Origin of the sequence: Bacillus sp. Root131 (assembly GCF_001429475.1) — a bacterium.
Taxonomy (GTDB): domain Bacteria; phylum Bacillota; class Bacilli; order Bacillales; family Bacillaceae_G; genus Bacillus_A; species Bacillus_A thuringiensis_S.
Genome location: NZ_LMJQ01000016.1, coordinates 26,575 through 38,308, shown reverse-complemented (window position 1 = coordinate 38,308; position 11,734 = coordinate 26,575). Strand labels below are relative to the sequence as shown.

Below are 11,734 nucleotides of genomic sequence, written 5' to 3'. Positions count from 1 at the left end.
TGTCTTCAAACGAAAAACACCTCCAATGAATTTGCATACTTAGTATGCGAATTCAGGAGGTGTTTTTTTCATGTACCACTATTCGGGTTCACTTCACATTTGTAGGTGTTCTTTTTTATGACCAATAATGTCCGGAGTATAATTATTAGTTGATGTATCGTCAGGAAAATAAGAATTTACAACATTAAATATCTTTTAAAAAACTTACATGGATTCTACCTTAAATACATGCTCTATATTCCATCATAATATTGTTAATAATTGTTTGGACGGGCAATATCTCTTTGACTTCATTTACTCGTGCACCTGCGAAAACAAGACCATTTTCACAATCACCATCCATAGAGGTTATCAAAGAATCTAGCGTGCAGAAACGATAAGAACAGTTTTTTAAGCAATTTATACACTTTTTTATTTTTATCTTTTTATTATTATCAGCTATTAATTTAGTAAAGTTATTTTTAACCGCACGACCTTGGAGCCCGACAGTTGTTTTGACTAATATGGTATCTTCTAATCGAGCATTTATATATTTTTCCTTAAAGGATAGTGGTGCGTCACACTCATTACTTGCAACGAATCTTGTACCCATTTGCACACCAGATGCACCCATTTTTAAGGCATGAGCAATATCTTTCCCAGTCATAATTCCTCCAGCAGCAATTACGGGAATTTCGACTGCTGCAACTACTTCCGGTAATATATCGAATAAAGGTCGATCGGTACCCAGATGTCCTCCTGCTTCATGCCCCTCTACTACAACAGCGGCCGCACCCAAGCGTTCAGATAATCTAGCGAGTTTGGCTGAGGATACTATTGAAATAACTGGTATGCCGGCATTTTTCCCCCAAGTATACATATCTCGTGAAATGCCAGCACCAGATATGATGAAATCAACTTTTTCCTCAATGGCTGCTTTCATTTTTTCAGCAAAATCATTCATTGCAAAAAGGACATTTACTCCAATATAACCAGTATTCCGAATCTTTTCTTTCGCCTTCCTAATATGCATTCTCATTTCATCTATGGAAATACCAGTTCCTGATATAATCCCAATTCCTCCAGCATTTGCAACTGCAGATGCAAGTTTACTTAATGAAATGCCTACGCCCATTCCTCCCTGTAGAATTGGGACCTTTGGCATCATATGCCCGATTTTTAATTGTGGAAAGTTCAAGTAAATACCCCATTTCATTAATGTTATTAGAGTAGATCTGTTAAACCCCTTCAGTTTAACACGGTGTTTGGAACAAACACAGGAAATTAATACCTACTACTAGTAGTTTGTGATGTTTTTTGGTGATTTTCACAAAATGTTCGAATAGTGCGCTATAAATTTTAGAATAATATCAAATGTATATTAAGGCTTCTGGATAAAAAACAACGAAATTTAGATTTTCTAACAAAAAATGTTATTAAATAATTGATTTGTCAAAAATGAAGTGGGATGTAATCATTAATTATTTTAAGCGGGGATATGAACAGAGCTAAATAGAAGTTTATATGCTTTTTAATAAAAGTAATTTTTGTATTATAAGTGTTAAATAATCAATAGTTGTAAAGGAAAAAATCTATGTTTTTAGTAATCTACACGATTGGATTAGAGACAATTAGATGTGTAGTACATTCTAGAAGTTTTAAATATCAATATTCCAAAAATCTTGATAATCAATATGCTTATCAAATTTTTTTAGTATTCTAATGATTTTAGTTGCAGATGTTAAAGTGGGAATACGATCCTTTTTATTTGCTAAATCACTTATCAGAGATTTACTTAATCCAGTCCTTTGTACAAGCCATTGTTGTTTGATTCCTCTGTGATCTAAATACTCACCAAATGGAGTTCTTTTTTTTCCTAGACCAAACATAAAGAATCCCTCCTAATTAAGAATGATGTATAAATAGCTTGTACAAAATTCCATAAATTTAAACTTTTGTCCATAAATATGGAATTATAATTTAGAATAAAGCATAGAATAATATAAATAAAATGAAAAAATATGGAATAATTTTGAGGAATCTAGCATTCATAGTAATAGCTACAAGTTGCTGATACACTATCCTAATGGCAACTTGTTGCAAAGGGTATTACTAAAATAAAAAAATCTGAAACTCCTTACGTCAGAAGGATTTTCAGATTTTTTCTTTTTTAGATCTTTAATTTATAGATACGTATTTTATAGATTATTATGCATAATATGGCGAATGAGTAGAATGGATTATCTGCTTATATAGCTTGATCGACCTTGTCACTAAGCATATAAATCTGTTTTAGATATGATGAAAGGAAATACTGACAAAAAATGTGAAATCTGAAATCAGTCATATCTGGTCCAGTATACTCACCACTTTCTACCCAGCTGTTAAGTTATCAGTTTGTAGTGAAAAAAGTACAGTCGGCCAGTTTGTGTAACAAAAAATATTTCTATCCCGTCTACAAATGGTTTATTAATATACAATTCAGGGATCATACTTATATTACAAACACTATGAATACTTTTTTGTTTCATAAATTCTCTTCCGTTAATACACTTGCAAGTGTATTATTTTGGATCTTTATGTGTCAAATGAATAATGTTTTTATCTGAATTTTCTTCACCATATTATGTTTGGGTTGCCATACCCAACATAATATGAAAAATCTCAATCTCATTTTTATAGGATGAAATGAGATTGAGACTCTTTTGATGTTTATTTGCTGGATAATGGAATGGTAACTAAAAATTCTACGCCTTGTTTGGTATTATTTATAGAATATGTGATAAAAAGGGACTCGAAAACTTGTTTTACAATATATAAACCTAAGCCACTCCCTCCCGTATTTCGATTTCTTGACTTTTCGATTCGATAAAATGGTTTGAAAATATGTTGTATATCTTCTTCTTTTATTTTGACACCTGTATTGATAACTCGCATTTGGACGTTGTTTTGTTTAGAATCCTTTGTTAACTTTATATAGACTTTTTCGTTATACGGTGAATACATAATCGCATTATGAATGATGTTTTTACATGCTTTTTCTAAAAGAACATAATCCGTATAAACAAAAATATCAGAATCGACTTCTTTTATTATTTGAATGCCTTTTTGAGAAGCAAAAAATTCGAGTTTTTTGGCAATTGTATCTATTGATCTCGAAAGATTTACTTCTTCCACTTGAAGTTTAAAGGTATGTTGTTCTAATTTTGACATGCTTAAAATTTCGCGAACCAGTTGTTCCAGACTTTCAATTATTTGATAATTTTTCTTTAAATACTGGTCACGATTTTGATAAGGGCCGATATTATATATCATCCCTTCTAAGTATCCTTTCATAACAGTAAGAGGAGTTTTTAATTCATGTGCTACAATAGCAAAGAATTCCCTTCGCTTTGTTTCTATTTCTCTTTCTTTTTCAATATCACTTTTTAATTGCTGATTCGCTTTTTGTAAATCAAAAATTGCCTGTTGTAAATTTATAGACATATCATTCAAGCTATTGGACAATTCCCCTAATTCATCCATAGAACGAACTTCAATTTTTTCGGAGAAATCCAATTTTGCCATCTTTTGTGCACCTTTATTAATATAAATAAGTGGTTTAGTAATAAACCTTGAATAGAGATAAGCACTTCCTAAACCAATAACCAGTACAATGATACTAATATAGGGTAGAAAACGTACTAAGACCTGTGAAGCTTCATCAATCGGCTGAAATGTTGCGAACACCACAAGCGTTAAGTTAACATCTTGGAATTGTATTGGCTTGCTAACCTCATATGAATTACGAGGATTATCTAAACTCCTTGCTGGTACTGTTTTAACAAAACCTTTTGCTTGAGTACCGCCTTGAATAGTACCCTCTTGAATAGTACTTTGAAGAAAAGCAATAGAAGGAGAATAAATAAGTCTTCCCTCATTATTTTGAAGGTAGATCACCGCATTATTTTTTTGTGCGTATTCATCAACAAGTGGTATTGCATTTTGAAGCGTAAGATCTTTAGATTTATCAATTATTTCTTCGATTCCCGTTTGAAGCTGATCTGTTTTGTATTGCTCATAAAATTTAGGGAGAAAGAAGTATAAAGTTACATAAATCAAGGTTGCAAAGGCTAACAAAATGAGGGATGTAGTCATAAAGAGTTTATAGGTAATTCTCTTCATCTTCATGATTTTTACAATCTTATTCATCAATTTTATAACCAATGCCCTTTACTGTTTTAATATAGGGTATATCTAATTTTTTTCGTATGTTTTTCATATGTGTATCAATCATTCGTGTGTCCCCGGCATACTCATATCCCCAAATTTTTTCTACGATATTATCTCTTGTGAGTACCTTTTTTTCATTTCGAAGTAGTAGTTGCAAAATTTCAAATTCTTTTGTCGTTAAGGGAACTTCAACTTTATTTACATATACTTTATATGCATCGCCATCGACATGTAGTTCTCTAAATACAAAATGATTATCCGTACTTTGATTATTACTTCTTCTCAGTACTGCTTCGACTCGTCTCATCAAAACATGGAAAGAAAAAGGTTTCGTAATATAATCATCGATTCCAAGATCAAATCCTTTCATTTGATCTTGTTCTTCTTCTAGCGCAGTTAGCATAATAATTGGTATATTTGACTGACTTCGAATCATTTTGGCAACTTCAAATCCATTCAGGTTTGGCATCATCACATCTAGAAGAATTAAATCGAAGGACTGCTTATTAAATTGTTTCATGCCCTCTAATCCATCTGATGCAACTATAACTTTATACTGTTGTGTCATTAAAAATTGTTTGATTAATTCTTGTATTTCTTGATCATCTTCTACCACCAGAATGTGATAGTTCTTCATAATATCACCTCTTGTAGTCATTATAACCTTCCAAACTGGAGTTGATGTGGAGACGTATTAGAAATACTATAAAAACTTCATAAGAAAACTACATGTATTTCAAATTAGCTCTAGATGCATGAGATAGTTTATATACATAGCAAGACAGAGGGAGGTAATCAAGATGTCACTAGAAGCAAACATCATTCTTTCTTTATTAGATGTACAACTGTGGATGGCCCCTCATTCGAATAATAGACGCATAAAAGAGAAAAAACAAAAATTGAAACCAGCACCGGGCTTAAACAAATACACAAGTGTAAATAAAAGAAAACTATATAAGTCTAGTGAACAAAAATAGGGAGGATTAAATTGATTCTCTCTATTTTTGTATTCCATAATTAGGTACTGAAAATCTTTACTATAACTCTAGATTAGCTCCATATAGAATACAGATTAAGTTTGTATGATACATGTACCAAATAGAAAGGAATGATACATGATGTTGACGACTTACACAATCTATCAAATTTTATCCCTTCCTTCTTATTTACACACAAACCTATTACCATCCATTCTCACGAGAATGCTAGAATCTAAGTTTATAACAAAAGAATAAATAAGCTAATGGATGTTTATTGTCCCTTGTTTCCACTTTTTGCAAAACACCTGTATAAACATGTATCCTACTTTGTACATTGAATACTCTATTTGTTGAGAGCCGAATAGGCTCTTTTTTTAGAGACAAGCTCGAAGTGGGTTTGAATATCGTTATACATATATTCATAGGAAATTTCAAATATAATGTTACCCCTACGAAAAAACAGTTGATTTATGTTTAAACATGCCTAAAGGTGAAATTTTCTTTTTTTGAAATGGTGATTCTTAAATGTTACATTCATACATCGTATTTCAAATATTAAGATAAAAACATTCAATTGTAAATTAAAGGAGAAAGGGATGTTCACAATGGGACACGATGATACAAATCAAACAGAAAGCAATAGGAATAAAGTCTATAAAAAAACAGGGTATTTTTTCACAGGAATAATTAGTGCAGTGATTGGTGCAATTACCATTGGATTGACCACTCCTTATATAAATGAAATCAAAGGAAGTGCAGGTCAATCTTCTAAGCATAACGAAGTAAATCAGGCTACGCCAATCTCTTACAAACCAGAAGATGTGAGCAATCCTCAAAATATGATTGAATCTGCAAAAGAAGTTGTCGTAGGTGTCATTAACTATAAACAAAATGCAGGTTCATTTAATACGCAAAATCAATCAGAAGAAGCTGGTTCGGGATCAGGGGTCATATATAAAAAAAACGGCAATAAGGCTTTCATTGTTACAAATAATCATGTGATAGACGGTGCGAATAAAGTAGAAGTGAAATTGAATAATGGTAAAAAGGTTCAAGCTAAAGTAGTAGGGACAGATCCATTATTAGATTTAGCAGTATTAGAAATTGACGGGGCAGATGTAAAAAGAGTCGCAACACTTGGAGACTCAGAAAAAATTCGTACAGGGGAAACGGTAATAGCTATTGGGAATCCATTGGGGTTAGAAGGTAGTGTAACAAAGGGGATTATTAGTAGTAAGGAACGAGAAATACCTGTTAGTACTCTTGGAGATCAACAAGTTGATTGGCAAGCACAGGTAATTCAAACAGATGCAGCTATTAATCCTGGGAATAGTGGAGGAGCTTTGTTTAATGAACAGGGTGAAGTCATTGGAATTAATTCAAGTAAAATTGCACAACAAGCTGTTGAAGGAATTGGATTTGCAATTCCAATTCATATAGCCAAAACGATCCTAGAGTCTCTTGAGAAAGATGGAACAGTTAAACGTCCGATGATGGGTGTACAGTTATTAGATGTGGAGAAAATGACAGATTCTGCACGCAATCAATTAAAATTACCAAAAGAGATATCAAATGGTGCAGTATTGAGGAATATCTCATACCAATCACCAGCAGAAAAAGGTGGATTGCAACAATATGATGTTGTGATTGCATTAGATGGACAAAAAATAGAAAATGTCGTTCAATTCCGAAAATATTTATATAAAAAGAAAAAATTGGGGGATACAATTAAAGTAACAGTTTATCGAAATGGTGAAAAACTAATAAAAAACGTGAAATTAGCGGATTAAACAAGTGCCGCTTAAAAATATAGCCACCTTTCGGTGGTTTTTTTATATGTGCTTTTTGTGTGGGTACTAGATATATCAGAGGTGGTAAACGTCATGAAGCAAAAAGAATGTCTACATTGGTATTCCATGGAGGAGGCTAATTTTTCTAGCGATAGTATCTCATCTTGTACTGTAGGGGTCATAAATAAAGGGAGTTATCCCGTGTTTGTATTCCTTCCTCAAGTTAATTGGTTGGTGACTAATATTTTATACCTATTATTATTCCGTTTGTCCTCATTCCACATTAAATGGACTGACTCTTTACCAATGTTCAAAATCGATTACATATTTTAATTTGTGTTCCAGCTTTTCTTGACTATATTAACGAATCACTACATATGCACTCCAGATAAGCCCTAATATCTTTAGATAATCTACTGAATATCTTCATATAAACTCCAGATAGTGTATTTAGAATAACAACTATCAAGGAGGTTAGGAAAAATGAATTTTATAAAACGCGCAATTCTCAGTATGAAAAAAAGAATAGGAACATCATTAATTTTGATGGCGGTCTTTCTGATTGTTACAAATTTAGTGTTGGCAGGATTTGCAATCCAAAATGCATCAAAAAAAGCTGCGGATGCAGCAAGAAAAAAATTAGGTGCAGATGTCACTTTAGGTCTTGATTTTGATAAATTAGGTCAACAAGCTAGGGAAACTGGAGAGATGCCTAAACCACCAAAGCTCAACACAAAAGAAGCAGATCAATTAGCGAAGTCCAAGTATGTAAAAGATTATAATTACATAACCAATACTTTCGGAATTTCGGATGGATTTAAACTAGTAGGTGCTTCAGAAGGAGAAGACGAAGGAAAAGGTAGAGTTGGAATGGTGGCAGCAGCGGGTGGATCAGGTTCGGGCTCAGAAATAGATATGAATTCTTCCCTTATAATAGAAGGAGTTCGTAAAACTGTATTACAAGAAAGTTTTAAAAATGGAAAAAGTAAAATCATTGATGGGAAACCAATTACAGAAAAGATGAAAGATCAGAATGTAACTTTAATGGAAAAACGATTAGCGGAACAAAACAATTTGAAAGTAGGAGATAAGATTAAAATTCAATCAGGGGATAAGAAGCAAACTCTTGAATTTGAAATTATTGGTATTTATGAAACGAATGAGCAACCAATGGGTCAGCATGCCCCTCCTATGATGGATCCAGCTAATAAGCTATATATGCCTTACTCTACTTTAAAAAAGTTAGAAGTAGATGAAGGTATGAGTAGTATTCAAGTTGTGTACTTATTGAACGACCCACAATACATTGATGCATTTAAAAAAGAAGCAAAAAAATCTGATATTGATTTTAATTATTTTAAGTTAGATGCACATGATTCATTGTACAAACAAATGATTGGTCCTATCGAAAATATCGCTTCTACTTCTCAAATGATTATCTATATGGTATCTATTGCAGGTGCAATTATCTTAGGATTAATTATTATGTTATCGATTAAAGCACGTCGTAAGGAAATGGGAATTTTATTGTCCATTGGAGAGAAAAAATGGAAACTGATGGCGCAGTTCGTAGTAGAAGTAGTATGTATCGCTATTTTAGCATTTGGATTATCTCTAACAACAGGAGCTAAAGTTTCTCAATTCGTAGGGGATAATTTACTTTCGAGTGAAGTTGCTACAGCAGGAGAAGAAACAGACACTTCACAAAATGGAACTGTAATGGTGGCTGGACCAGGCGGAACTGTACAAAATCAAAAAGAGGATCCAATAGATAAAATTAATGTAAGTGTAACAGGAGAAGACGTAGGAAAAATGGGAGGGATTGGACTAGCTATTGCTATATTAGCAACGCTTCTTCCGGCATTATCTATTCTACGCTTAAATCCAAAACAAATCCTTTTAAAAGATGAATAAGGAGGCTCGATATGGAGACGATTTTACAATTTAAAAACTTAGATTATTATTATGAAAGTAACGGAAAAAAAGTAAAGATACTAGATAATGTTAATTTTTCTTTTCAAAAAGGGCATTTCTACACGATTTTAGGACCATCTGGATCTGGTAAAACCACCACGCTTAGCTTAGGTTGTGGGCTGGATATACCTAAAAATGGTTATGTACTGTATAATGGCAAGGATATTAGAAAAATTGGTTTGGATCGATACCGTAATCAAAATGTATCCGTAATTTTCCAATCCTATAATTTAATTACCTATATGACTGCCATTCAGAATGTACTAACGGCAATGGAAATTACAGGTGTAAAGGTAAAAAATAAAAAAGCAAGAGCATTAGAATTATTAGAGAAGGTAGGACTCACAGAAGTAGAAGCGAAACGAAATATCTTACAACTAAGCGGTGGACAACAACAACGTGTAGCAATTGCCCGAGCATTATCTTGTAATGTTGATTTATTGATTGCGGATGAGCCGACAGGAAACCTTGATGAAGAAACAGCAAATGACATTATTGATTTGTTCCAGGAGCTCGCTCATCAAGAAAATAAATGTGTAATTGTTGTAACGCATTCACAGGAAGTTGCAAAAAAATCGGATCGAGCTGTTTATTTAAGTCAGAAAAAATTAGCAGTGAAAGATGCACCTAGCATCTAAAAAAGAAATACCACGACTAGAAGAGTGTGTACGGTATGGGAATCGTGAAAATGATAAATAACTAGTTAATTATTTTCCGAAAAAATATATGATTAATTTAAAAAGGAATGGAGATAAAAATCTCCATTCCTTTTTAGATAGATAATTAAACCTTATTTAACAGCCTCTTTTAAAGCTTTTCCAGCTTTAAATCCAGGTACTTTTCCTCCTGGGATATGCATTTCTTCGCCCGTTTGGGGATTGCGCCCAGTACGTGCAGAACGCTTACGTACTTCAAATGTACCAAATCCAATTAACTGTACGGATTCCTCTTTTTGAAGAGATTGTGTAATTTGATCTAGGATAGCTTGTACAGATGCAGTAGCCTCTTTTTTAGTAAGTGATGTTTTCTCAGATACTTGGTTAATTAGTTCGGTTTTATTCATTATGAACCTCCATTAAATAATATTTGTTAATTTAATTTTATAGTATAGTAGGTTTTCAAGAAAGGGCAAATTTTATATAAATATAATATTAAAAAGTTGAAGATACTCTTACAGTTTTGTATAGGGGTAGTAGGTGTTTTTACCTTGAAATCTATACTATATAAATAGTTACATAAGGGGAATTGTATTGTAGAGAAGATACAGGCACCCATTTGTAAAATTATAAAATGAAATAAAAATTAATTAATTGAAGTAGTATCACCTTACTATAAATTTAAAGGTAAATAGACTCAAACGAAAAAATTCACACCTTTTAATTAAAAGTATGTGAATTTTTTGTTTTGGGTTCTTAAAATTTTTAAGTCAATGATTAAACGTCGGAAATTGAGTCATATATTAGATTTCTCAGCAATATTAAAAATATATGGCGTAAAGATTAAAAAGAAACCCAATATCACCATCAAAGAATTTAATGAAAATAAAGAAGAATCGTTAATCAAAGATGATCCAAAAATAATTACAAAAGTCATACCAGTTCCACGCAAAATAGATTTAAAAGAAAAAGAATTTGTCATCATTTCAAATGATTTCAATTGCAAATCTTCAATTGATTTAACTACTTTGGTTTTCATGTTTAATCCTTCTTTCTAAAAAATAGGGTATATACTATATTTATTGTATTCCTGGGTATTTTTAAATTCAAATTTTTAAGGAATTCAATTTTGTATAACAAATCAGTAGGTATTAGGAAGCGGGGTAAGTTGCTTTATCTGTAGGAGGGAACTGAAAGGTATATATTTTCTTTAATTTAATAATTTAGCTTTTTAGAAAAAGAAGAACGCTTTCTATTAACTAAATTCCCCTAATTTCGGTTTGCTTGATAGTAATAGAAATTTCTCATTAATATGGGGAAGAGATTTTGGCTTTCTTGTATGAAAAGAACTTTGGATTGATATATATAACTGGCTTATTCCTATTTTTTAATTAAGGACTGTCTAAGTTTTATTAACTTGATGGCAAACGGCTGTCGCCATATTTTTATCCAACTAACTAGAACAGGTTATCTTGCAAAGAAAAAGGAAAGAATGGGCATAGCTAATTAAAGTATAATGATTTACTTAAAACATATGGGGATGTTTTATTAGGGTGATATTAAATAAGATTGACAAATATAGACTACAAATGTAATTTAAATATAAGATTACATTTGTAGTCTATATTTATTTAATAATAAACCTATTTTAAGTAATTTATTCCAATGTTAAAATAGGGGTTGAAAATTTAAGATTACAAATGTAGTATCGATATTAGGATTACATTTGTAATCAAAGGAAGGAGGAAATTGGAAACGTGAAAAAAATACCTAAGATATCTGAAGCTGAGTTAGAAGTAATGAAAGTCCTTTGGTCAAAATCTCCACAAACGGCTAATGAAATAATTCAAGCTCTTGAAGGACAAATGGATTGGAATCCAAAAACGGTTAGAACATTAATTAATAGGTTAGTGAAAAAACAAGTAATTTTTTCTCAGCAGAAAATAGGAAGAACGTATATGTATGGCCCTTTAATCTCACAAGATGATTATTTACAAGTAGAAACTAAATCTTTTATTAAACGTTTTTATGGTGCTGCTTTAAAACCTTTACTTGTTAATTTTTTACAAGAAGAAAAGTTATCTTCCAAAGAGATCGATTAGCTCAAACGTATTCTAGATGATAAAAATAATCAAAAGGAGGG

The 11,734-nt window shown here is 31.9% G+C and carries 11 protein-coding genes; 5 read left to right on the top strand and 6 right to left on the bottom strand.

The window, feature by feature from the left end; translation table 11 throughout:
* Positions 1 to 220: 220 nt before the first annotated feature.
* The 4 genes from ASE54_RS23865 to ASE54_RS23850 all read right to left on the bottom strand — a co-directional run bounded on the left by ASE54_RS23865 (position 221) and on the right by ASE54_RS23850 (position 4,828).
* Positions 221 to 1,195 (bottom strand): nitronate monooxygenase, encoded by a 975-nt coding sequence (locus tag ASE54_RS23865; protein WP_000871007.1) that lies wholly within the window; start codon positions 1,193 to 1,195, stop codon positions 221 to 223.
* Between the two features lie 442 nt (positions 1,196 to 1,637).
* The gene (locus ASE54_RS23860) at positions 1,638 to 1,868 is read right to left on the bottom strand and encodes a helix-turn-helix transcriptional regulator (RefSeq protein WP_000467334.1); all 231 of its coding nucleotides are present in this window, start codon (positions 1,866 to 1,868) and stop codon (positions 1,638 to 1,640) included.
* 823 nt (positions 1,869 to 2,691) lie between these two features.
* Positions 2,692 to 4,149 carry a HAMP domain-containing sensor histidine kinase gene (locus ASE54_RS23855; protein ID WP_043320231.1) on the bottom strand — a complete coding sequence of 486 codons (1,458 nt, stop codon included), beginning with the start codon at positions 4,147 to 4,149 and terminating at the stop codon, positions 2,692 to 2,694.
* A gap of 13 nt (positions 4,150 to 4,162) precedes the next feature.
* Positions 4,163 to 4,828 (bottom strand): response regulator transcription factor, encoded by a 666-nt coding sequence (locus ASE54_RS23850; protein WP_000800736.1) that lies wholly within the window; start codon positions 4,826 to 4,828, stop codon positions 4,163 to 4,165.
* A gap of 163 nt (positions 4,829 to 4,991) precedes the next feature.
* Between ASE54_RS23850 and ASE54_RS36490 the strand changes: the two genes are divergently transcribed.
* From ASE54_RS36490 to ASE54_RS23830, 4 genes are all read left to right on the top strand, one after another.
* A complete protein-coding gene (locus tag ASE54_RS36490; protein ID WP_000050958.1) occupies positions 4,992 to 5,168 on the top strand; it encodes a hypothetical protein in 177 nt (58 codons plus the stop codon).
* A 599-nt stretch (positions 5,169 to 5,767) separates the two neighbouring features.
* On the top strand, positions 5,768 to 6,961 hold the full coding sequence (locus tag ASE54_RS23845) for a trypsin-like peptidase domain-containing protein (RefSeq protein WP_000494781.1): 1,194 nt from the start codon (positions 5,768 to 5,770) through the stop codon (positions 6,959 to 6,961).
* Positions 6,962 to 7,444: 483 nt separating this feature from the next.
* A complete protein-coding gene (locus tag ASE54_RS23835; RefSeq protein WP_001009326.1) occupies positions 7,445 to 8,875 on the top strand; it encodes an ABC transporter permease in 1,431 nt (476 codons plus the stop codon).
* 11 nt (positions 8,876 to 8,886) lie between these two features.
* A complete protein-coding gene (locus tag ASE54_RS23830) occupies positions 8,887 to 9,573 on the top strand; it encodes an ABC transporter ATP-binding protein (RefSeq protein ID WP_000447831.1) in 687 nt (228 codons plus the stop codon).
* 152 nt (positions 9,574 to 9,725) lie between these two features.
* Here ASE54_RS23830 and ASE54_RS23825 read toward each other — a convergent pair whose 3' ends face one another.
* Positions 9,726 to 9,998 carry an HU family DNA-binding protein gene (locus tag ASE54_RS23825; RefSeq protein WP_001043921.1) on the bottom strand — a complete coding sequence of 91 codons (273 nt, stop codon included), beginning with the start codon at positions 9,996 to 9,998 and terminating at the stop codon, positions 9,726 to 9,728.
* Between the two features lie 389 nt (positions 9,999 to 10,387).
* A complete protein-coding gene (locus ASE54_RS23820) occupies positions 10,388 to 10,630 on the bottom strand; it encodes a hypothetical protein (protein WP_000853266.1) in 243 nt (80 codons plus the stop codon).
* 718 nt (positions 10,631 to 11,348) lie between these two features.
* On the opposite strand from ASE54_RS23820, the gene ASE54_RS23815 reads away from it, so the two are divergent.
* On the top strand, positions 11,349 to 11,693 hold the full coding sequence (locus tag ASE54_RS23815) for a BlaI/MecI/CopY family transcriptional regulator (RefSeq protein ID WP_000723694.1): 345 nt from the start codon (positions 11,349 to 11,351) through the stop codon (positions 11,691 to 11,693).
* Positions 11,694 to 11,734: the final 41 nt, after the last annotated feature.

What these genes read in the sequence shown, in the direction of transcription:
- ASE54_RS23835 (WP_001009326.1), top strand. Translation starts at nt 7,445, where the DNA reads ATGAATTTTATAAAACGCGCAATTCTCAGTATGAAAAAAAGAATAGGA.
- ASE54_RS23820 (WP_000853266.1), bottom strand. Translation starts at nt 10,630, where the DNA reads ATGAAAACCAAAGTAGTTAAATCAATTGAAGATTTGCAATTGAAATCA.
- ASE54_RS36490 (WP_000050958.1), top strand. Translation starts at nt 4,992, where the DNA reads ATGTCACTAGAAGCAAACATCATTCTTTCTTTATTAGATGTACAACTG.
- ASE54_RS23865 (WP_000871007.1), bottom strand. Translation starts at nt 1,195, where the DNA reads ATGAAATGGGGTATTTACTTGAACTTTCCACAATTAAAAATCGGGCAT.
- ASE54_RS23855 (WP_043320231.1), bottom strand. Translation starts at nt 4,149, where the DNA reads ATGAAGATGAAGAGAATTACCTATAAACTCTTTATGACTACATCCCTC.
- ASE54_RS23845 (WP_000494781.1), top strand. Translation starts at nt 5,768, where the DNA reads ATGTTCACAATGGGACACGATGATACAAATCAAACAGAAAGCAATAGG.
- ASE54_RS23825 (WP_001043921.1), bottom strand. Translation starts at nt 9,998, where the DNA reads ATGAATAAAACCGAACTAATTAACCAAGTATCTGAGAAAACATCACTT.
- ASE54_RS23830 (WP_000447831.1), top strand. Translation starts at nt 8,887, where the DNA reads ATGGAGACGATTTTACAATTTAAAAACTTAGATTATTATTATGAAAGT.
- ASE54_RS23850 (WP_000800736.1), bottom strand. Translation starts at nt 4,828, where the DNA reads ATGAAGAACTATCACATTCTGGTGGTAGAAGATGATCAAGAAATACAA.
- ASE54_RS23860 (WP_000467334.1), bottom strand. Translation starts at nt 1,868, where the DNA reads ATGTTTGGTCTAGGAAAAAAAAGAACTCCATTTGGTGAGTATTTAGAT.